The 22,920-nt window shown below is 32.5% G+C and carries 20 protein-coding genes; 8 read left to right on the top strand and 12 right to left on the bottom strand.

Features of this window, described 5'->3' with window-relative positions:
• Nucleotides 1-132: 132 nt before the first annotated feature.
• The 5 genes from ATO12_RS15080 to ATO12_RS15060 form a co-directional block, all read right to left on the bottom strand.
• Nucleotides 133-567 (bottom strand): hypothetical protein, encoded by a 435-nt coding sequence (locus ATO12_RS15080; RefSeq protein ID WP_131248843.1) that lies wholly within the window; start codon nt 565-567, stop codon nt 133-135.
• Between the two features lie 202 nt (nt 568-769).
• Entirely contained in the window at nt 770-1,726 is a 957-nt protein-coding gene (locus ATO12_RS15075; RefSeq protein WP_034243047.1) for an AAA family ATPase, read from the bottom strand.
• 6 nt (nt 1,727-1,732) lie between these two features.
• The gene (locus tag ATO12_RS15070) at nt 1,733-3,205 is read right to left on the bottom strand and encodes a peptidylprolyl isomerase (RefSeq protein ID WP_240486142.1); all 1,473 of its coding nucleotides are present in this window, start codon (nt 3,203-3,205) and stop codon (nt 1,733-1,735) included.
• Nucleotides 3,198-4,046, bottom strand: coding sequence for a hypothetical protein (locus ATO12_RS15065; protein ID WP_034243042.1), 849 nt, complete (start codon nt 4,044-4,046; stop codon nt 3,198-3,200). Before ATO12_RS15065 ends, ATO12_RS15070 begins: the two co-directional genes overlap by 8 nt.
• A 200-nt stretch (nt 4,047-4,246) precedes the next feature.
• Nucleotides 4,247-6,202 carry a peptidylprolyl isomerase gene (locus ATO12_RS15060; RefSeq protein WP_034243038.1) on the bottom strand — a complete coding sequence of 652 codons (1,956 nt, stop codon included), beginning with the start codon at nt 6,200-6,202 and terminating at the stop codon, nt 4,247-4,249.
• A 169-nt stretch (nt 6,203-6,371) separates the two neighbouring features.
• Here ATO12_RS15060 and ATO12_RS15055 point away from each other — a divergent pair, with 169 nt between their 5' ends.
• The 3 genes from ATO12_RS15055 (at nt 6,372) to ATO12_RS15045 (ending at nt 7,717) form a co-directional block, all read left to right on the top strand.
• Nucleotides 6,372-6,824 (top strand): SRPBCC family protein, encoded by a 453-nt coding sequence (locus ATO12_RS15055; RefSeq protein WP_034243578.1) that lies wholly within the window; start codon nt 6,372-6,374, stop codon nt 6,822-6,824.
• A 42-nt stretch (nt 6,825-6,866) separates the two neighbouring features.
• Complete coding sequence (locus ATO12_RS15050; protein WP_034243574.1) at nt 6,867-7,106, top strand: hypothetical protein; 240 nt, start codon at nt 6,867-6,869, stop codon at nt 7,104-7,106.
• Between the two features lie 89 nt (nt 7,107-7,195).
• Complete coding sequence (locus tag ATO12_RS15045) at nt 7,196-7,717, top strand: OmpH family outer membrane protein (protein ID WP_034243036.1); 522 nt, start codon at nt 7,196-7,198, stop codon at nt 7,715-7,717.
• 84 nt (nt 7,718-7,801) lie between these two features.
• On the opposite strand, the gene guaB is transcribed toward ATO12_RS15045, so the two are convergent.
• Nucleotides 7,802-9,277 carry an IMP dehydrogenase gene (gene guaB / locus ATO12_RS15040; RefSeq protein WP_034243034.1) on the bottom strand — a complete coding sequence of 492 codons (1,476 nt, stop codon included), beginning with the start codon at nt 9,275-9,277 and terminating at the stop codon, nt 7,802-7,804.
• Between the two features lie 294 nt (nt 9,278-9,571).
• Here guaB and ATO12_RS15035 point away from each other — a divergent pair, with 294 nt between their 5' ends.
• The 3 genes from ATO12_RS15035 to ATO12_RS15025 all read left to right on the top strand — a co-directional run bounded on the left by ATO12_RS15035 (nt 9,572) and on the right by ATO12_RS15025 (nt 14,230).
• On the top strand, nt 9,572-10,339 hold the full coding sequence (locus tag ATO12_RS15035; protein WP_034243030.1) for a phosphatase PAP2 family protein: 768 nt from the start codon (nt 9,572-9,574) through the stop codon (nt 10,337-10,339).
• 264 nt (nt 10,340-10,603) lie between these two features.
• The gene (locus ATO12_RS15030) at nt 10,604-10,939 is read left to right on the top strand and encodes a hypothetical protein (RefSeq protein ID WP_025666058.1); all 336 of its coding nucleotides are present in this window, start codon (nt 10,604-10,606) and stop codon (nt 10,937-10,939) included.
• A 492-nt stretch (nt 10,940-11,431) separates the two neighbouring features.
• Nucleotides 11,432-14,230 carry a T9SS type A sorting domain-containing protein gene (locus tag ATO12_RS15025; protein ID WP_165583391.1) on the top strand — a complete coding sequence of 933 codons (2,799 nt, stop codon included), beginning with the start codon at nt 11,432-11,434 and terminating at the stop codon, nt 14,228-14,230.
• A gap of 6 nt (nt 14,231-14,236) precedes the next feature.
• Here the strand turns inward: ATO12_RS15025 and ATO12_RS15020 are convergent, their stop codons facing one another.
• From ATO12_RS15020 to ATO12_RS15010, 3 genes are all read right to left on the bottom strand, one after another.
• Nucleotides 14,237-14,785 carry a hypothetical protein gene (locus ATO12_RS15020; protein ID WP_034243026.1) on the bottom strand — a complete coding sequence of 183 codons (549 nt, stop codon included), beginning with the start codon at nt 14,783-14,785 and terminating at the stop codon, nt 14,237-14,239.
• 359 nt (nt 14,786-15,144) lie between these two features.
• On the bottom strand, nt 15,145-15,795 hold the full coding sequence (locus tag ATO12_RS15015; RefSeq protein ID WP_034243024.1) for a hypothetical protein: 651 nt from the start codon (nt 15,793-15,795) through the stop codon (nt 15,145-15,147).
• Nucleotides 15,796-16,076: 281 nt separating this feature from the next.
• Nucleotides 16,077-16,865 carry a hypothetical protein gene (locus ATO12_RS15010; RefSeq protein ID WP_034243021.1) on the bottom strand — a complete coding sequence of 263 codons (789 nt, stop codon included), beginning with the start codon at nt 16,863-16,865 and terminating at the stop codon, nt 16,077-16,079.
• A gap of 444 nt (nt 16,866-17,309) precedes the next feature.
• On the opposite strand from ATO12_RS15010, the gene ATO12_RS15005 reads away from it, so the two are divergent.
• The gene (locus tag ATO12_RS15005) at nt 17,310-18,347 is read left to right on the top strand and encodes a sensor histidine kinase (RefSeq protein WP_034243019.1); all 1,038 of its coding nucleotides are present in this window, start codon (nt 17,310-17,312) and stop codon (nt 18,345-18,347) included.
• Nucleotides 18,347-19,063, top strand: coding sequence for a LytR/AlgR family response regulator transcription factor (locus tag ATO12_RS15000; RefSeq protein ID WP_034243016.1), 717 nt, complete (start codon nt 18,347-18,349; stop codon nt 19,061-19,063). The genes ATO12_RS15005 and ATO12_RS15000 overlap by 1 nt, the downstream gene beginning before the upstream one ends.
• 25 nt (nt 19,064-19,088) lie before the next feature.
• Here the strand turns inward: ATO12_RS15000 and ATO12_RS24995 are convergent, their stop codons facing one another.
• The 3 genes from ATO12_RS24995 to ATO12_RS14985 are packed head-to-tail and all read right to left on the bottom strand — an operon-like array spanning nt 19,089 to nt 22,716.
• Nucleotides 19,089-20,411: a S41 family peptidase gene (locus tag ATO12_RS24995; protein WP_051575860.1), complete on the bottom strand. Its 1,323-nt coding sequence runs from the start codon at nt 20,409-20,411 to the stop codon at nt 19,089-19,091.
• Nucleotides 20,412-20,459: 48 nt separating this feature from the next.
• Complete coding sequence (locus ATO12_RS24990; protein ID WP_081802081.1) at nt 20,460-21,752, bottom strand: nuclear transport factor 2 family protein; 1,293 nt, start codon at nt 21,750-21,752, stop codon at nt 20,460-20,462.
• A 52-nt stretch (nt 21,753-21,804) separates the two neighbouring features.
• Nucleotides 21,805-22,716: a hypothetical protein gene (locus ATO12_RS14985; protein WP_034243013.1), complete on the bottom strand. Its 912-nt coding sequence runs from the start codon at nt 22,714-22,716 to the stop codon at nt 21,805-21,807.
• Nucleotides 22,717-22,920: the final 204 nt, after the last annotated feature.

The following is a 22,920-nucleotide window of genomic DNA, read 5'->3' as shown; positions in this document are numbered from 1 at the left end:
TTCTTCAATTCACGAAAACGTTATAGTTATTTTTCAAAAAATAATCTAAAAAAGGTAAAAACCGATATAAAATAAAAAAAGTGAAGCCATATAACTTCACTTTTTATTGATTTAAAACTTCTAATTTTAATACTAATCCTTTCTTTTTCTATGCCTTTCTTTTCTATGTTTTCTTTTTCTTAATTGCTCATACTGTTCTAATTGAGCTTCTGAGAGTGATGCTTTAAATTTTTCATTTTTATCTTTCATAATGGCTCTATGGTTTTTATGCATCTCTTTTTGCGACTCGCTAAGCGTAAGTTTTAACGCCTTTCTTTTTCCTTTTCTAGAAAGGTCTTCATTTTCTATAATTGCTAATTGTTCTTTGGTAAAACTAGCATGCATCGTCTTTCTTTGCTCTTTTCTAAGTTCTCTTTTGTTTTCCAATTCCTTTTTCTGGCTTTCTGACAGGCTTTCATAAAATTCTTTTCTTAATGCCCTGCGATCCTCATGATTATCCTCGGGTTGGGCAGATATTGCAATTGTTCCCATAAATAGAACCATGATACATATTATACTATTTTTCATCTGTTTCTTTTTCAATTTTTTAATATTAAACAATACTGTTTTGAACGTTCAATACTATGACCATTAAATATGAAAAAGGTTTAATAGTAATAAAGAAAAATGATTTCTAACAATAATACCAGTGTTGATTATACGCATCTATATTGAAGACTGACCGTATCTGAAATCAACATTTTTTTGAGAATTTTTATCCCATAGCTATTTAAAACAGGCTATGAATCACATCTTCTACACTAATACCTTCTGCTTCTGCTTTGTAGTTTTTGATAATACGGTGACGAAGAATCCCCATGGCTACAGCCTGTACATCTTCTATATCTGGAGAATATTTTCCTTTGATAGCTGCATTGGCTTTGGCTGCGAGGATTAGATTTTGAGAAGCTCGTGGTCCTGCTCCCCAATCTATATAATTTTTTACCAAATCTGTTGCTGTTGCTTCATCTGGTCGTGTTTTACCAACCATACCTACGGCATATTCAATTACATTATCAGCTACCGGAATACGGCGAATTAAATGCTGAAAATCAATAATCTCCTGAGCTGTAAATAATGAATTAACAGTAGTGGTAGTATCCCCTGTAGTACTTTTTACTACATCGACTTCTTCCTGAAAACTTGGGTATTTAAGCTCTATAGCAAACATAAACCGATCCAGTTGTGCTTCTGGTAATGGATATGTCCCTTCTTGCTCAATCGGATTTTGAGTAGCAAGAACAAAATATGGCAAATCCAAGGTATAATGGTGTCCAGCAACGGTTACAGATCTTTCCTGCATTGCTTCAAGAAGTGCCGCCTGGGTTTTTGGTGGAGTACGATTAATCTCATCTGCCAGAATAATATTAGAAAATATTGGTCCTTTAATAAATTTAAAGTGTCTGGTCTCATCTAGTATCTCACTTCCTAATATATCACTAGGCATTAAATCGGGAGTAAACTGAATTCTTTTAAAATCTAATCCCAAGGCTTGTGAAATGGTATTTACCATAAGGGTTTTGGCTAGCCCAGGAACACCAATTAATAATGCATGGCCTCCAGAAAAAATAGAAATAAGTATCTGATCGATAACTTTCTCTTGCCCAATAATGACTTTGGATATTTCTTTTTTGAGTTCTGAATGTTTTTTTACTAGTTTTTCTATAGCCGCTACGTCGTCTGACATATTATTTTATTTTTTTAACCAGTTACCACTATACTCACAGTTTCTGTACTCTCCGTTTATTTTAATATAAGTATCCATTATTTTTTCACTCTGCCACTTACGAATTGCATCAATTTGCTTTTTCCTTAATGCTAATTCCTGTATTTTAAGATAGTCATTGGCGTAATCTGCTATATGCTCATCATATCGATTAAGTACTGTTATTAATTTATACTTTTTTCGACCTTGACGATCCTGATCGGGAATTACCAAAGAAACTTCATTCATTTTTAGTTTAGATACTTGATCGTACAATATAGGGTCAATTTTGGTAAGTTCAAAACGAGTATCTCCTGTTGTAGGATTAAGTAGTTGCCCTCCATCTTCGCGAGTTTCTTTTTCATCACTAAATTTTCTTGCTGCCTCTTTAAATTCGATAGAACCCGAAACAATACTTGTTCGTATAGAATCTATTAATCTTTTGGCTTCATCAACAGTTTTTCTAGTTACTTCGGGAATAAGTAATATGTGTCTTACATCGATTTCTTCTCCTCGTATTTTATCAACTTTTACAATATGCCACCCAAAATCTGTTTTAAACGGCTCGCTTACTTCTCCTTCTTGTAAACTAAAAGCAACATCTTTAAATTCTTTAGCAAAGTTTGTTTTGCGATCAAGCGTGTATTTCCCACCAGTAGATTTAGAGCCCGGATCCTGAGAATACAATACTGCTTTAGTAGCAAAGCTACTACCGTTTTCTACAATATCTTCTCTAAACTGATTTAATCTATCGATCACTTTTTGTTCTTCTTCTTCTGGTATTTCTGGCTCTATTACAATCTGAGCTAGTTCAAGTTCTGTACTAAAAAGTGGTCTTTCGTCTTCTGGAATGTCATCAAAAAATTCTCTTATTTCTTCTGGAGTAATTTCGATATCCTCGATAATCTTAGTTCTCATCTGCTCTGACAACCTATTCGACTTATTGATTTCAAAAAGTTCTTTTCTGAAATCTACCAGGTTATCTTTTTTATAAAACTTTAATACTTTCTCTACAGTACCCAGTTCATTCGTCATATATGCCAATTGTTGGTCAACCATAGAATTAACCTCTGCATCTCTAACCACTATACTATCCTGGACAGCATGATGAGCATACAATTTGGATTCAAATAAACTACCAGCAAGTTGGCAACGGCTTACATCAGAATTCGAAGTACCTTCACTCATCAATTGCCGATACGCAATATCTATATCACTATCTAAAATTACATTTTCTCCAATCACTGCAGCTACACCATCTATTTTGGTCTTTTGAAATGGAGCTTTTACAGTTTCTACTGCGGTATTTATGGTATCATTTACCATTGGGCTGTTCTGCCCATTAATGGTATCCTGTGTTACTATGGAATCCTGCGCTACTTCTTCAATAATCTCTTGTGCATAAAATTGTGTATGTATACTAAAAGTAAGTATAACACAAAGTACTGTAGTTTTAATCATAAACTTCAAATTGTTTGTTCTCAACTGCATCTCTTGTAATGTCTTTTTCTATTTTTTTAATTAGCTCCAACTTTCTTTTATTTAATATAATCTGCCTTATTGTGGGCTTAATATATTCTATTGGTGCTATTTCATTACGCTTTAATACATCCTTTATTTTCACCATATATACTCCTGTAGAATCTCTAAGTTGCATATATTTTCCACTTTTTAAGAGTTTTGTTCTATCTTGTTTTTTGAGAATTGGAATTTTACTTAACACCTGATCTAACTTGATCCAAGCAGAATCATTTAAAGAATAGTTTAGGTATTCTATTTTTTTTCCTCTCAACTCTTCTACATCCTCTTCATTAAAACGATTAAATTGTTGCTTCGTTGCAACAATATTAGCGTAATCAGGTGGCAAATGTAAGTAACGTAATTTTACTAACTCCTCATTAAGATTAAAATTTTTCAAATTTTGATCATAATACGACTGAAGATCTTGTTCTGTGATCTCCATATTAATGGATTTATTGATCACTGCATTCTTGTAAGCATTGATATATAAGGTGCTTTGATAGTTTTCTACCAGATCATTAAATTCTTCGAGTTCTTCCTGGGTAAGATTTAATTTAGCCTTGTCGATAAATAATTGTCGGGTAGCCCACGTATTAATGTAATTATTAACAATATTAGTGCTATCACCTGCAGACATATCTTTTGGGACAAGTTTTTTAATATCATCTTTATATAGGTAGGTATCATTTACTCTGGCAATAGCTTCTTTTTTTATTTGATTCTTAAATTTTTGACAAGAAACTATCGTAAGCAATAGCAGTATTAATTTATAATATTTCATCTGTTTATATATAATATTCTCTTAGACGATCAGACCTATACTAAGTAGATATGCATGAAATAGTTATTTAGCTTAACAGGTCATAATCACCATATTTTATCGCACATTCCCACCTTTTTAATTATTCATAAAGAAATTAATAACAACATATAGGGAGCAACTACAATTTCACTACTCTCTAATTTAAGGGTTACTAATTTTTAAATTGATAATTCTTTTTTAGCTTTTTTCAAGGTTTTCTCATTAACTTTTACCGGGTATTTTACTCTTAAATGATCTAACCATTTATTTTCTATACTTTCCTGAAAATCATTAATCACCTCGCCCTTAGTTTCTTCAAAAGTTTTAATTCTTGAAGGTAAGATTTCTTTGACCATAATCAAAGTCTTAAAATTTTCTTCTTCGAGGAATACAATTTTCCCTTTTTCTGCAGAAAAATTCTTAGGCAATATTGCATCTCCTTTAGCTAATTCTTCTTCAGAAAAAAGTACTAAAGCTATATCTCCCTTATTAACTTCATTTTTTATTTCTTTAATCGACTTTTTCTTCTTCAATAATTTTTCAACCTTACTAATTGCTTCTTGTTTTGATGAAGAAGCCTTAAGAACTTTGTACGCCTCATTTTGTGTATACTTATCTTTTTGAACCTCATAATATTTTTTAAGCCCGATAGAATCTGTCTTAGAGACATTCCATATTTTAGACTCCATAAGGTCAAAGAGTAAAAGCCCATCACGATACTCTCCTATTACATTTGCAAAATCCTTATTATCTTCTTCAAGATGTTCTTCATAATATCGAAGTAAGGTTTGTGATTCGAATCGAGTATACATTTCTTCAACAAAGGCAGAGATATCTGAATATCCTTCTATTCTCATTTGATTACTCTTTAAAAATTCTGCAAAATCTTTATAGGAGTACTTCTCTTTTTTAAGACTAAAAAGTTCCTTTTTTAGATTTTTATCTTCAGGCACATTCCATTCTTCTTTAGAAAACGTAGCCGGTAGTATCTCTTTAAAATATGCAACTGCCTTTTCATTCTTGGTAATCGTATATTTTTTCTTTAATGAATTAAGAAACGAAGTAGTTACTAACTTTGATCTGCTATCTCTTTTTACTTTTTTGGTAAGTTCGTTTTTTTGTTCTTCAAAACTCTTGAGAGGGTGTTTTTCTATAAGTTGAATAATATGCCAGCCATACTTAGTCTGTATTGGTGCAGAGATTTCTCCTTTTTTTTCTAGAGCAAAAGCTGTTTTTTCGAATTTCTCAGAATTTAATGCCCCTTGCCCAAAACGTCTAATTTTACCACCTTCTATTGCAGTACTTGGATCATCACTATATTGTTTTGCCAAAGAAGCAAAAGAAACTCCTTGCTGAAGTTGTTGATTGATTTCTTTTATTCTCTTTTTTGCCTCTTCTGAAGTTCTATTATCGTTAATAGCTACCATAATATGAGCAACGGTTACTTCTCCCAACTTTTTCTCTCTACCATTAACTTTTACAACATGGTAACCAAATTGTGTTCTAAATGGTTCTGAGATCTCTCCTACTTTGGTTTCGTATGCTGCTTCTTCAAACGGATATACCATCCTAAATGCAGAAAACCAGCCTAAATTTCCGTTATTTTTGGCAACAGAAGGGTCTTGGCTATAAGCTTTGGCAACGACATCAAAAGGTTCTCCATTTACAACTTTATTTCTTGCTTCTATAATTTTTTGATATGCCGCAATCGTATCCTTTGCTGAAGCATTAGGTTTAACCATAATCAAAATATGACTGGCATTTACTTGCTCAAGAGAACGATCATATGCTTGCCGTATTAATGCGTCAGAAGTTCTGGTATCTGTAAGATATCCTTTTGCCAGTTGTTTTCTGTATCCTTCTAGCTCTTCTAAATAAGCTTGCTTTTTATCTAATCCAAGGTGTTTTGCTTCTTTTAACTTTAATTTATAGTTAATAAACAAATTAAGATACTCGTCTATATTCTTTTGTGATTTGTCTTTTACTAAATCTATATTTTTAAGATACACTCTCTTAAATTCTGATATATACACAGGAGATTCGTCAATAGTAAACAACACATCCTTTGATTGTTGTGCATTTACAAGTGTAAATAAAATACTTCCTAAAAAAAATAATAGCCCCTTTTTATACATAATTTCTATATGATAAAGTCCGAAATCGAACAAAAATAATAATATTAAAATGTTTTACAAGTTCCTTGTTCTAACGAAGCAAATGCCCCCTATAGTATTAACTTTTAAAATTTTTATGATCTATGTATATTGTGACCACATTACAAAACTAACTAACAACAATCTCGTCATGGAATATACACTCAACATCGAAATAAAAATACCTAGAAATCAGGTGGTTGAAAAGTTTAACAATGAAGAAAACATGAAACACTGGCAAAAGGGTTTTGTGAGTATGGAACACATAAGTGGTACAAAAGGAAAAACCGGAGCGATTTCAAAACTTATCTACAAAATGGGGAAACGAGAAATTGAAATGATTGAAACTATTACTTTACTTGATCTCCCAGAATCGTTTCACCTTACTTTTGATGCAAAAAATGTATATAATATTCAGGAAAATTATTTTGAAGAATTGTCTAACGGAAATACCAAATGGATCTCTAAAAACGAATTTAAATTTAGTGGCTTCATGAAACTTATGGGATTTCTTATGCCTGGAGCCTTCAAAAAGCAATCGTATACATACATGGAAGATTTTAAAGCTTTTGCAGAAGAAGGAAAAAGTGTATTAGATAATTAATTTATAAAAACATTTTTGACGTCTATAAAATTGAAAACTATTTTGGAACGAAAAATAAAACTAATTTGGGATTTTAGAGGTTCTACAGCAAGTAAAACAGCGCAACATCACGAAATTCATCTTAAAGAATATATTACTTCAGAAAAATTATCTCTTAACATCACTGGGTATCATGAATTAAATGATCTACATAGTCTGGCTTATATGGTTGTTACTGATTCTGAAATGAAAACAGTACGTGATGCTTTAAAACCACACCGTGGTCAACTCTATGAAGGATAGATTTTTAAAAAAAATAATTCGTGGCACGTATATTGTCTAAGACCTTATATATTTGCAAAAATTAGAAAATAAAAAAACAAAAAAGTAAAATGAAAAAAATAATATTATCAATCTTAGTATTGATCGTTAGTTTTCAATTAAATGCTCAATCTAAAACCGGAACCATAGATTCTGAGTATATTCTTTCTCAAATGCCAGAACTTACTAAGGTACAGGAAGATTTAAAGGCTTATAATGCCAAAATGGAAGCTGATTTAAAAGTAAAAGTAGATGCATACCAGGTTAAAGTGAAGGAATACCAAGACAAAGTAGCTTCTTTTACCGAACCTTTAAAAAAAACAAAGCAAGAAGAAATTATTGCTTTAGAAAATGATATTGCAAAATTTCGCCAAAACGGTAGTAAATTAATACAAATAGAACAAAACAGATTGCTACAACCACTATATGAAAAAATCGGAAAAGCGCTGGAGGAAGTTGCTAAAGCCGAAAAATACACCCAAGTATTTACGATTACCACAAGTGGTTTGGCGTATATAGATCCTGCATATGACATAACTAAAACGGTAATGACAAAATTAGGAATCACTATAAAAGAAGCTCCTAAAAAATAAAAGTACAGTACAATACCATAATTATAAAAAAAACGCATCGATTGATGCGTTTTTTATAATGTATTACTCGTAATTTCTTTTAGTTTATCTTCTACTATAATTAGGTGCTTCTTTGGTAATAGTTACATCATGCGGGTGGCTTTCATTAATACCACTAGCAGTGATCTTCACAAAACGACCATTTTCTTGTAATGTAGAAATATCTTTTGCTCCACAATATCCCATACCGGCACGCAACCCTCCTATAAACTGATGTATACTCTCTACAAGATCTCCTTTATAAGCTACCCTACCTACTATACCTTCTGGAACCAGTTTTTTGATATCATCTTCAACATCCTGAAAGTATCGATCTTTAGAACCTTTTTTCATCGCTTCTACAGACCCCATACCTCTATAGGTCTTAAACTTTCTTCCTTCGTAGATCACTGTCTCTCCCGGAGACTCTTTGGTTCCTGCCAGAAGTGAGCCTAACATCACTGTATCTGCTCCTGCTGCTATAGCTTTTGGGATATCACCGGTATATCTAATACCTCCATCTGCAATTACAGGAACTCCAGATCCTTTTATTGCATTTGCTACTTCTAATACTGCAGAAAACTGAGGAAACCCTACACCTGCTACTACTCTTGTAGTACATATAGATCCCGGGCCAATTCCTACTTTTACGGCATCAGCACCTGCTTCAACCAGATATTTCGCAGCTTCGCCAGTTGCAATATTTCCCACGACTACTTCTAATTCTGGAAATTTTGCTTTTACTTCTTTTAATACAGCAACCACACCTTTGGTATGCCCATGTGCCGTATCAATAACTACAGCATCTACTCCAGACTTCACTAAGGCCTCTGCCCTCTCTACGGCATCACCAGTAACTCCAATAGCAGCTGCAACCCTAAGACGCCCAAGCTTATCCTTATTGGCCATAGGTTTCAATGTTAGTTTAGTGATATCTCTAAAAGTAATTAGGCCCACCAGAGTATTTTCTTTATCTACTACTGGTAGTTTTTCGATCTTATTATCCTGCAAAATTACTTCGGCTTGCTGCAATGATGTTCCTTCTCCTACCGTAACCAGATTTTTACTGGTCATTACTTCGGATATAGGTCGTTGATCATTTTTCTCAAAACGAAGATCTCTGTTAGTAACAATACCAATCAATTTATGATGATCGTCTACAATCGGAATCCCACCAATGCTATGCTCTCGCATATTATTTTTGGCATCAATTACTTTAGCATCAAGAGGTAATGTTACCGGGTCGATAATCATACCGCTTTCTGCACGTTTTACCTTGCGTACTTTAATTGCCTGTTCTTCGATAGTCATGTTTTTATGCAACACTCCTATTCCACCTTCTTGAGCCATAGCAATAGCCATACGACTTTCTGTAACAGTATCCATTGCTGCAGAAACGATAGGAACATTAAGTATAATATTTTTTGTAAACTTAGTTCTGATACTTACTTCTCTTGGTAGGACTTCAGAAAAAGCAGGAACTAGAAGAACATCGTCATAGGTTAAACCTTCTCCAACGATTTTGGATTCATGTGCTGTCATTGCAATTAAAATTTAATTGCGTGCAAATATACGCCTTTTTTAAGGAATATTATACCTATACCTTTTTATTTTGATAATCAGACCACTTGTATTATCGGTTTATTTTGATATGCCGCATATAAAATTATCGACAAAATGTTAAAATACCTATGTTTTCTTAATATTTGTTAATTATTTATTAACAAAACAAACTTTATTAACATTATTTTAATAATTATACAGTATATTTAGTTTGTCAGTATTTTTTGGTATTAAATTTATCAAAATGATCTGCGGCCCCAAAAAAAATATTGTATGAAAACTATGCTAACCCTGGTATTGATATTTTTATATATCAATATTGCCAATGCTCAATTTACCGATGCACCACTTACCAATTCTACATTTACGAATTCTAGTCAGATAGAATTTAAACCAAAAAAAACTTTGTTTAGTAAAAGAATTATACCTGTAGCGTTGATTGCTACCGGAATTCTTTTATCTACAAGTAGTTTTGAGAAATCACTTCAAAAAGATCTTAGGAATATGGTTGGCGATGATTTTTATTTTGGTATGGATGATTATACTAGATATGCTCCTGTTGTAGAAATGTATGCTGCAGATATTTTAGGGGCGAAATCAAAAAGTCATTGGTTTGATCAGACCAAAAATCTCGTTCTTTCATCTATCATAAGTAATGGTGCTTCTTCGTTATTAAAAAGAGAGGTTCACAAATACAGACCAGGAGGTTCTACTAATGCTAATTCTTTTCCATCGGGACATACGACTACAGCATTTACTACAGCGACAGTACTGTATGAAGAGTTTAAAGATACTAATGCTCTTTTGGCGTATAGTGGTTACTTTTTTGCTATTACTACAGGAAGTTTAAGAATGCTTAATAATATGCATTACCTCTCTGATGTTTTGGTTGGAGCTGGTATAGGAATATTATCTGTAAAGCTGGTATACCATTTTAATCATCTTATCTCCTGGAATCCATTCAAAAAATTAAATGGAATAGCTTTTGCCCCGCAATTCAGTGAAAAATCCGTCGGATTTTATCTTTCCAGAACTTTCTAAGATAATAGAAGTTTTTTATAAAATTTATAAAGATTTCAAAAAATCAATTTCTATATTGTTCTAACACGCCAAATTAGTATACAAAATGTATCTTTTGTATATATTTTAACTATAGTATCATATCATACAATTACGGAGGATCCATTCAACAAGGGGCAATATCCCCTACTCAAAATCCGTGTTTTCCCTCTACTTTGATAACACCTAATACCCTACTTTTGAATAAACAAAAACAGTCTAACTCATATTTCAAAATTTATAAAAATGATTGTTTCACACAAAGTAGAAAGTTATAGTCTTCAAATTGTTAGTAATTATGCTGGTGGTGGCGGTTACCAAATGGGGTTTGTATATCTATATGGTCAAAGTCAGGAATACATTGGGCATTTAGCTATTATTAAAGACGAAAAGACATTGCCAGAAAACAAACAACATAGCAATGGAGCTATCATACTCTATTTTCATGAAACAGAATTACAATCCATTCTTGAAACCCTTAGAAGCGAAAGTCCTGTATCAATTAAACTTAATACAAGTTCTAAATGGGGATCAATCGAAACAGGCAAAGAAACAGTGGGAAATGGGGAGCTTGCTGCATAGTACCCAAAAGATCTGAAAAACAACAAAGTACCATTACTCTCGATTAACACATGGGCCAGCCAGAAATGAGAGTTCTAAAAAATATAAATTGTGAAGAATGTAATTGGTTCGCAATCTGGTGACAGTGGAAGTGTTGTTAAATTAAATGGAATCTACTATTTTTCAGGTCTTTTGGATATTTTTTTCTAGAAACAAACTAGATTCTTTTCTAAAAAGAAGTGCTGTATATATACTAATATATCGATCTCTATATAGGTTTAGAAATACAACTTCTTAATCAATTGGTTATATTTACAAAAATGATTTTTGTTTATAAATGATAATACATCAAAGTGAATTATTTTAACACCTTGTTGTTTAGCATATTATAAAACACACAATCAATATTCTTAATGTAAACTACATTAAGAATATTGATATGGTAAACTAAAACCAAACCTTACACTCTGTAGAATGAAAACACAAACTACAAAATACCGCATAATCATAATTATGTTAACTATAATTATATGCGGATGGGCCTTACATTATAATTTAGAAACTTCTAACATAAGAGAAGAACATGAGGCCTTTTTAAACAACACCTATCAAAAAGCATATGTAACAGAAGGAGAATTAAGTAGCAAAAAGCCTGACAGACCAGATTTTGCTGCACTTCACGAATATCTTACTACTCTAGATCCAGTAACAAAAAATGTCCCCAAAGAGCGTTTATTAAAATCATATCAATTTACCAAAGCACAAGCGCTTAAGAGTAAACTATTAAAGAAAAGCGGTAGTGATCAAATACAATGGAAAAATATCCCTGCAAACATATCGGGTAGAATTCGAAAAATAGTCTTTGATCCTTCAGACGCAACGCATAAGAAAATATGGGGTGGATCTGTTACCGGTGGATTATGGTATAATAATGATATTACAAACCCAGATTCCTCCTGGGAAAATGCATCTGGTTTTTTCGAAAATCTAGCAGTAGGTGCTATTGCTTTTGATCCTGATAATAGTAATACTATGTATGTAGGAACAGGAGAATCTTATACAGCTGTAAATATCTATAGAGAATCTTCTGGCCGTGGTACCGGTATATGGAAATCTACAGATCATGGTGAAACCTGGCAGCTTTTACCATCAAGCACAGATTTTGCTTATGTAAATGATATTCTGGTAAGAAATGAAGCTGGCACAAGTGTACTCTATGCTGCAGTTGCTTCGGGTACTTATAAAGGAGCTCCGCATGGATTCAATAGGACCAATGGGTTATATCGATCAATAGACGGTGGTACTAATTGGGTACAAGTGCTTCCTAATATAATAGGAGATACTACACCATATGCTCCTTCAGATATAGAAGAAGTTGGTGGAGGGAAACTTCTTGTAGGTACTATGCGAAATATTGATGAAAACGGAGCAGGTACAATACTTAGTTCTTTAAACGGAACCGATTGGACTATTGATGATTCTTTTGCAACAAGTAGATTTGATCCATCTAGTGATCTTTACCCAGGTAGGGTAAAATTTGCAGTTGCTCCTTCTAACCCAAACAGAGTTTATGCTATTATAAGCGGAGGATTCAAGTTTCCTTCTGGGTTTATTAGAGACTCTAGTAGTTTTTGTATCCTTTTGCAATCTTCTGATGCTGGCAATACATGGTCAGAATTTGCAGGTCCAAGTAGAGATTTGGGCTGGGGAGGCTGGGGTTCTCTTACCTGGCACGCCATGGCTATAGGAGTAGATGCAGTTGATGAAAATACTATTATTATAGGTGGTCTTAATAGTTTTAAATTAACAGGAACCGATACTGCTGATACTTCAGATGCTAGTGCATTACGCTGGCAATCGGTTTCTTACTGGGTAGCAAATCGCCATAAATTCCCAGAATATGTTCATGCAGATCAACATACTATTCTGTATAGACCAGGTTCTTCTGATGAAGTTCTTATTTCTACAGATGGAGGCGTATTTTACTCAAATAATATGACTACTTCTAATGTAGCCGAATTTGATAACTTTTTAAATGTATTCCCTTCCTTTGTTGAAGTAAATAAAGGCTTAAATACTATTCAATACTATACCATTGGTATTCATCCGGGAAAAGGAGTTGATGCTTATTATGGAGGAACGCAGGATAATGGTACATTACGATATGATGGTAATCCTATTGATGTTACGGATATGGTAAGTGGCGGAGATGGTGTATTTGCATTTGTTGATAAAAACGAACCTCATATCAGGATCACTACGGTATATCATAATCAATATTTTATAACTAGGGATGCAGGCAAAAATGTTACTTATGTTGGTCCATTGAGTGGTACGTTTATTAATGCTACAGATTATAACTCTCTAACCAATACCATTTTTGCAAATGCTATGGGACTTGGTGGTGCAATAGCCTCTACAGATAATCAACATATTGATGAGTTATTGCGAGTAGAAATAAAATGGGATACTATAACGTCAAAATTCATACCACTAAATACAGGATCGACGGTACCTTATTCTAGTATAAAGGTATCACCATATGACAAAACAAGAACTTCGACACTGTTTATTGGTACTCAATCTGGTAAATTATTTAAAGTAACAAATGCGCAGCATGATACCCCTACTGCTACAGAAATTGGTAGTAACTCATTCCCTCCTGCAACTATATCCAGTATTGATATTGGTGAAACAGAAGATGAGATTTTAATTACTTTTTCTAATTACGGTATTAGTTCGGTTTGGTATAGTGATAATGGAGGAAGCTCTTGGGCAGAAAAAGAAAGTAATCTACCCGATATGCCAGTACGATGGGGATTATTTAACCCTTTTAATCGATCACAAGTGTTGTTGGCTACAGAAATTGGAGTATGGGCTACAGATGATATAAAATCAAGTGGGGTAGAATGGTTTCCTAAAAATGAAACCCTTGCCAATGTAAGAACAGATATGATCGCGATACGAGAATCTGATGCAAAAATTGTAGCAGCTACTCATGGTCGGGGAATGTTTGAAGCTACTCTAGATGTAAAAGACAATCCAACCGATCCTCCTATTGTAGAGAAAGAGGTTTTTTCTATTTATCCTAATCCAGCCAAAAGTACATTTACGATTAGCTCTACATTAAAAAGTGTTGTTGCATACGAAGGAGAGATTTTTACGATAGATGGCAGACTGGTAGAAAGATTTTCTTATACATCTGGAGGGGAATTCGATATTAATATTAGTGGCTATACATCTGGTATTTATCTTGTAACTTTAGAAGGAAATGATGGTTCACAAATTATCACTAAAATGGTGAAACAGTAAACCAGATTATTGTTTTTTGTTTCTTAAAGCAATCTCCATGGTCCACCAGTATTTTTTATAACTCAGGGGCCAAAGTTGTTTAAGAACATCAAACTGGCCATAATATATCCATTCCCATGAGAAAAAGGTGCGAAGTAGCATTCTTGAAGAAATACGTTTTCGTATTTGATGTACTTCGTCTTTATCGATTCCGTTTTTTTTAAGTAATTGTATTACATTTTCTTTCTGTGCCTCACTAAATTCTGTATCCAAAAACTCATCACATAATAATGACCAATTATCAACTGGTGTGGTTAAACTAATATTCGATTTTTCTTTAATCTCAATACATTGTTTCTCGTCCAGGCCTTGTAGAAAAATGATTTCGTTAGTATTGATTTTTGCAGTAACAGGTCTTGTATTGGTTCGTATTTCATTAATGATCGAAAACGGTAGTTTCTTTTGATCTTTTAAATACCCATACTTAAAATAATATCCTTTGGGAAAATAAATATGATCTTCGGCCACAATACAATTTGTACTTTCAATTCTGTTTTTATTTTTCTGTATTGACATAACTACTTCTTACTGATACTTTTGTATAAAGAACTCATCTTGAATACTACTTTTGCTTATAAATTTATATTTTCTACCCAAATTTTGTCATTTTTTTCAACGTAGCTAACTATACTGAAAAAAATTAACTTCATCATGGCAAAAAACCCAAACTTTTCGACTTAAAACCACTTCAGGATAAGTTCAAAACAAAAAACGGAGTAGGTATATAAACTTACTCCGTTTTCAAAAATGGTTTACGTTTAGTTATATAAAATGCAATTATAACTAAGCAGCAAATATAGTTTTTTATCAGGAAATCTTATAAAAAATACGATTTTAAGGAATAAGCAGCATGTGTAATTAGCTTTTATTGAGGCTTAACTTTTTCTTTTTCTACCCAATGCTTCCATGAGTTGTGGTTGATCTTCTAATGCTATATCTGCTACGGCGTAAAAATCCCGCATCCAATCTTCCATTTTGGCAAAAGCAGCATCTTTTTGCTTGGTAGCATCTTCTGATTCTCCTACTTCTTTTAGGTATTTTGCACGGGCATTCTCTACTTCTTGTATTTGCATATTACCAGAGGTGATATCTTTTGGTGTAATTTTTATTGTAGCCAGTTGATCAATAATATTTTGATCTGTTTGATTATAAAAACGACGGGTTGTTTCTATCCAATTGGTATATGCTCGTGGTGTTGTACCAACGACACCTATTTTTTTTAAGGTTTCAGGTTGTTTACGAAAAACTACTTTTGCTTTTTTACGATGTTTTCTATATAGAATATCTAATTGTTCTTTTTCTTTCTTAAATGCTGTTGATGCCTCTGTGGTTTCATCATCTTCTTGCTTTTTGAAATCATAGGCTGCACGGGTTTCTGCGAGTAATTGCTCTCCTTCTGATATTTTATCTTTGTTGTAATTGAGTTCTTCCATCTCTGAAGCTATTTCGGGTTGGTTCTTTACATTTTCCAGAGCTACCCGGTATTGTTCTAGTAGTGCTGCTTCTGATTTTCTTGAATTATTCATTTTATTATGGTTTTAAAAGTTAATTATATGTTCTTCACTTTTACTTTTGAACTACTCTGTATTACTTATCCATTCCTCACCATTACTTTTCTGTTCCTCAGCGTTGTTTTTGTATTCCTCATGATTGTTTTTTTATTGATTATGATTCCTCATGCATTTTGTGGGGTTGCTTTTACATTCTATATGGTTACTTATACGTTCTGCAAGGTTACTTTTGCATGTGTAACGCTATTATATACCGGGTATTGTACTTAATATAGTATCAATCTAACGTTATTCTATTATTTCAAATTCATCTCTGTAACCGTATACACTTTTTGATATCCTTCTACTAAATCGGTTGTTTCAATAATTTCTAAAGGATAATATTGTTCTAAAACCTCTTTTAATAGAACAAGGGGATGGTACTTAAATTTAATTTCTTCTGTGACATACATTATGTATTTTTCTTTGATTGCAGGAAGTTTGCTACTTAATGGTAAAGGCTTATTAATTTCTAACACTACCTTAAAACACTTGTATCCTTTAATCACTTTTGTTTGATTTCGATATTCGTTTATATGAAAGTCATTAACATTGAAATAATAATACTTTGTTGGCTGACTTCTTATTCTGTTCTGCTTTTTATCCAGATAAATTTGAGTTATAGTTACATTTTCTGGGTCGAGAATATAGTTTTGCGATTTTTCATTTGCAGTGCATGTTGAAAGTATTAGTCCTTTCTCGAAGCAAAAAGAATTCCTGACATCTTTTTCCATAAAATTAGGGTGGCAAGTTTTTTTGAAAGCATCTTTAACCATGTTTTGCATATCCATGACCTTTTGCATAGCCTGATTTTTGCCTCTTGTGCTTACTGCTATTTCTTTAATTATATCGACCGAACTGTTTCTTGTGTTTTCAAGAATTGTATTTAAACTCTTACTATATGTAGAATCAACTAATTTTTGATTGGTTATATGAATAACTCTTTCAAAGTGTATACTTCCTTTTTCTGGTATTAAAGGTATTTCGGGCTGACTAGAACAACTAGCTAATATCAATAAACTAAGTATTATACATGTTTTTTTCATTAAATCAGGTTTTATGAGAAATTGAATTATTAAAAATTCTGTTTTGTTTTTATAAGTTGGATTTTGTTTGTTATTGTTCTGTATTGTTATACAATATTAGTGCTTGCCAGTTTCATTTTTCGAAACTACGGAGCACAGAAGTGTTAAAAAACAGTTAATAATGAATCGAAAATAGAGTTCCGCATTGAACTCTTCTCTAGTAATGCTTTTGCCCCTTCTAGACACATTGAGACACAAGTGTTTTTTTTATTTTATAGAAGTGATTTAAACTTTACTAAATCTACTATTTACCCCATAATATGTATTGAGAGTTTCTGTAAAAATCAAGTATTCATCGAGCAGGAAGTGTTGTTGAGAGAAAATAATAGTCAAATACTCATAATTTAACGATATTACAATCTATTTTACCCAGTTTGAGATATATTAATAGCATCTTACATTATTATGACAACTTCTCTATTTTTTAAAAATCGAACCTTAAAACATATTGTTTTTTGGATTCTTTATTTATTGATTTGGATAGTAATGGATGTAATGTATGGTGCTTCTTTGATAAAAGCTTCTTATAAGTACCTAGGTTGTTTACTAGAAATCCCATTTTATTATATACATATGTATTACTTGTGGCCTAAGTATATTAGCACCAAACGTTATGTATATTATTTTCTGGCTTTCATTCCTCTTCTTATTATAAACTCATTACTTGTAAAACTTTTTCAATATTACTTTATCTATCCGGTTTTATTAGAAATACCAAAACTTCCTTCTGATTTTTTTTCTTTTCCCAGAATACTGGATTTTGCAAGAGCAATATTATTATGGTTTGGCCCTCCTACTGCTATCAAGATTTTACAAGATCACTACGAAAATAAGATCAACTTAGAAAAAATAAAAAAAGAACAGAAGATTAGCGAATTGAATTTTCTGAGATCTCAGATGAATCCTCATTTTCTCTTTAATACGTTAAACAATCTGTATTCATTATCATTAAAAGGTTCAAAAAAAACTCCAGAAGCTCTATTACAACTATCAAACCTATTATCGTATACTCTATATGAAGGTAGCGAAGACAAAATTTCTTTAGAAAAGGAAATACATCACTTGCATGATTATATCGAATTAGAGAAGTTGCGTTTTGGAAATCGTTTGAACCTACAGATGGAAATCACGGGCAATTTTAGTGGTGTGATGATCACTCCCCTTATTCTAATTCCTATAGTCGAAAATGCTTTTAAACATTGTTCTTTAAATGAAAGAGGAGATGTCGATATACAAATAAAAATAGCAGTTACTAATGGTGAATTACACATTAGCACCGTTAACCCTGTTGGAAACTCTGTAAAAGAAGATAACAAAAACGGAATCGGTGTTCAAAATTTATCTAAAAGATTACAGATTATTTATCCTCAAAAACATACCTTTAGGTTAGAAGAACGTGCACATAAATTTTACGTCGACCTAAGTATACAACTAGATAATTGATGAATATTATAAAATGCATTATTATAGATGATGAGCCATTGGCTCAAGATGTTATCTCTGATTATATCAGCAGGTTAGATTTTTTATCCGAAGTTGGAAAGTTTGATGATGCTTTATCGGCTATCGAATTTTTAAATTCTGAAACTATCGACCTCATTTTTTTAGATATACAAATGCCTATGTTGAACGGGATCAATTTTCTAAAAGCAGTCTCTTCTCCCCCTAAAGTTATTTTTACTACGGCACATCGCCATTATGCCGTAGATGGATTTGAACTTAATGCTGTTGACTATCTCATAAAACCAATTCCTTTTTATCGATTTGTACAAGCCATTGAAAAAGTAAGGACACATACAGATCAACCTGTAAAAGTTCCCGAAACTCCTTCTGGTGCAGCTTTTTTTAAGGTAGACAATAAAAAAATCAAAGTATATTATACCGATATTCTTTTTATTGAGAGCTTAAAAGATTATATTAAAGTAGTCCTAAAAGACAGGTTTTTTGTCACTTATCAAACGCTTTCGGGAATGTTAGAACTATTACCATCATCTCAGTTTGTACAAGTACATAAGTCTTTTATCGTAAACTTTCACTATATAAGTGTTATACAAGGAAATGTACTGGAAATAAATGATCATACCATCCCGATGGGAAGAAGTTATAGAGATAATGCTCTAGAGAAAATATACCAGACCGGAAAAAAAGTATGGAAATAAACCCTGTTATTTACTATAACATGAATCACATCTTAGCTTTAAAATTAGTTAAGTTTTTCTCGTATAATTCTGTTTGTTTATCTTTTCTACGTTTTGCAATAGTTACTGCTGCTTCATAATGTTTTAATGCTAATTTATTTTGTCCATTTTGTGCTAAAACCTCAGCATAGCTATCCTGGGCATTAGGAGAATCAGGAAAAAGGATTGATCCTGCCCTTAAAATTGCCAGAGCAGCTTTTATATTTTTTTCCCGCAGGTAATTATATCCCATATCGTTAACCATAAAACTTTCCATATGACCTCTTTTTAATATCAATTGTAGAAGTTCACACACAGTTTCTTCATCTTGTTTTGTAAACTCATTTTTTTCTAAAATCTTTTCAAGTTGCTTAAAGGGTTTTTCTCTATATTTTGCTGCACTTGATTTAGCTATTTCTTTAGCTTTTTCTAGTGCATCATCGGCAGCAGATTTAACATCTGGGATCACTCCGACACCTTCCCAATTTGTATTTGTTACCGGGTTGATCGAGCGAGCAATTGGGACAATAAGCCTATACCCTTTCGGTAATCTCATAAAATTTACAGGATGTGCACCACCACCAGTGTTCTCTCCTATAACTGTGGCTCTTTTTCTTGCCTGCAGATCATATGCAAAAGCTTCAGATGCAGAAAAAGTTCTACTACTAGTTAATATAAATAAAGGAACTTCTAACCTTTGCATACCTTTTACAGGAACGGTACTATAATTTTCCATAGTATCTGTTCTTCGAGTATACACGCCTGTTAGGGGTAGATTTTCGGGAAGAAAATAACTACTTAAATTAACACCAACAGGACCATTACCACCTCCATTTCCTCTTAAATCGATAATTATAGCATCAGCAGTTGATAAGTATTTCATTAGAGGATCTACTTTTATAGTATCTTCTACTCTGAATCCTTTTAAATGAACATAACCTACATTTCCTTCAAAAAAATTGACTTCTCCAAATCCTCCTCTTCGAAAACGTTCTATATTTTGCAGATGCATGGGAATAAAACCTAAAGGATTACTTGGTCTACTATTTCGGGGTCTTGGAGGAGCAATATTGAGATGTTTATCATTTGTGATTTTTTGCATCTCTTTTGTCAATGCCTTTGCAAACTCTCCTGGTTTTTTAAAAGTATCGAAATATTTTTCCTGCATCAATTTATCCAGACGTTGATTTACTTCTTTTGCTTTATCCAGAAAAACATAGTTCTCTGTCATTAACTTTTGTATTCTTTTAATAACATCGGTATTTGATTGAGCCAAAAGAAGTATTGGAGTTAAAGTAATCAGAACGAATATTGATATTTTATTTTTCATTATTTTAATTTGTATTATAATGTATCTTAAGTATTATTTTTATTTATTTTAGTTTGGATATCGATCTACATTCTTATGTTGCCAAAGTAAATTTATGATCTGCCATTGGTCATTTGTTTTTACCAAATGCAAATATTCTACCCAATTGTCTGAAATCAATTTAACCGTAGCTATGCGATTATAGATATCTAATATCTTTATTTTATTACTGGGTTTAGGCGGAAACTTAGTTCCAGATTTGTTCCATGATTTTGCAAACTCTATCATCTGTTCGTAACTGGTTTCTCTAATCACTTCTTTTTGTTTTTCACGATCAAACCCCATGGTCCTCTTGGCTAAATCTTTATGAAACACCTCTTTCATAAGATCAGGTTTTAATTCCTGTAGTGCTATTAAATACCCTAAAGCTTTTTCACTGATTTCTATACTATCTTTTTTACTTACCGGACTAGCCATTCTTATACGGGTTACAGAAGGGAAATTTCGCTTGTGTATCAATTCGTTATTTTCGTCAAACATCGCTCCTTTTATGAGATACCCTTTATCATCAAACTCTTGGTTGTTTGCAGCAAAATTCCATTGGTTTTTAGTTAATTCTCCTTTTGCATTGTGATAAGAATACCGAACATGATTTCCATATTCATCATAAGTATCTTCGTAAGACGCTATTCCTATCGAGTTTTCTTGAACTTCTAACTTCTCATTAAGGTTATAATTAGCTTTTGGAGATCCGTCTTTTCTATATAAAATTCCTGTTATCCCAAATTCAAAGTATGGTGAAATATTAACTGGCTTACTTTGTAGATCATACCGCTTTTCTACAACCATTTTTTTGTTTTTCGACCATCGATAATTCGCAATCTTCCAATTAGACTCCATAGGATCATCGTTCAAATCATAAAAATCAAGTGCATTTATAAATCCATTTTTATCATATTGATATACTTCTTTATAGACTTCGCGATCATTAGTCATTCGATTTCCTTTTTTATCAAAAAAAATGCGAGTCTCTTCACTATTAGTGTATTCAAAAACCGTTTTATGCGCCCCAATTGTTGCTAAGGGGTGTTTTCTTTGATCGTGATAATGATAGTTAATAATCTCTATCAATTGTTTTTTTTCATTGTATTTAAAAACATAATGAGAAGTACGTTGAGCTTCTTGCTGATTTATTTCATGGATTCCGTGAATTCTTACATGTGGTGATACATGATTATATCTCATGTGCCTAAAATATTGTTCTGTTGTAGTGTGCTGAGCGCTGGATTTAGGAAAATGCAACACTGCTAGTAACAAAAATGAAGTTATCAAAAACAGGTTGTTTTGCTGTGTGTTTTTCATGAGTACATCTTTTTTTAGTGTTTTTTACATAGTGATATTTCATGTGGTTAGATTAATACTTCCTATCTAACCAATGTATTAGATTAAGCAACAACTGATAATTTTCGGTAGCTTCTGCAGCATTCATCCCAACCTTAACCCTATCTCTACCTGCAAGTTGAGCAGTAAACATGGCTGCTTCTCCAAATACAGCTATTCTGCCTTTTCCGTATTCTAAAACAGCACCCTGAGATAAATTCTCTGCAGAGATTCTTGGAGTTTTCTCATTAAAAACCCACATTGTATCTGTAATGAAGACAGTATATTCTTTTTTTAAATTTAAAATAGAATAGGCTTTTTTAGGTATCTTAAACCCTTGCCCGGTAAAGGTTCTTATTTTGTGTACGCGTTCCTGATGATTTCTACCATTTGTTATTACATGATTGCCGAGCATTTTATTTTTTCGGGAAAAGTCAAAAATTCCTTTGTCATCTGCGTCCATTACAAAGCTGTCATAAAATGTAAAACCAAAAGCTTTTGCTAGATTTGCAGAAGCACCAGCAAAAGGCATATGATCTGCGATCAAAAAAAGAGAGCCTCCATTTTTAACCCATTCTTTTATAGTATTTATTTCATTTGTTGAAAAAGCACTCTCTGTGGGAGCAACAAAAGGAGGTCTGCTATTTTCTGATAACGCATTAGAGATCACTAATATCTTTAGGTCTTTTAGCTTATCTTTTTCAAATTTCCCGTCAAAACCATCGACTTTATAGCCATCTTCTAACACTAATTTTGCAAAAGGTAAAAACCTATTGTTTTTTGTATGAAAATTACGATGTCCCTGATCTATATAAATCGTAGTACCCGATTTTTTAGGATACATTTTTGTGGTTATCTCTGGACTATAGGTCGTATCTGGTATTTGTTGAGAAAATATATGGTTAATAGATAAAAAACTAATTATAAGCAAGATCTTCCTGTTCATTATTTTTGATTTTTAACTGATAAAAAGTAAAATACCTTATGCTATCTCATGGTTACTATTAACAGTCATTAATTCTGTTCTATGAACCAAGGTAACACAATCATACTCTTGCAGTTAAATATTTTTGCTGAACGGTAAGATCACACCTCTATATTAAATATCTGTTTCGACATTCTGTCGAAAGTTAAATATTTGTATTTCATC

The sequence above is a fragment of the Aquimarina atlantica genome, from assembly GCF_000626715.1.
GTDB classification, from domain to species: domain Bacteria; phylum Bacteroidota; class Bacteroidia; order Flavobacteriales; family Flavobacteriaceae; genus Aquimarina; species Aquimarina atlantica.
This window is presented reverse-complemented; position numbering and strand designations above follow the sequence as displayed.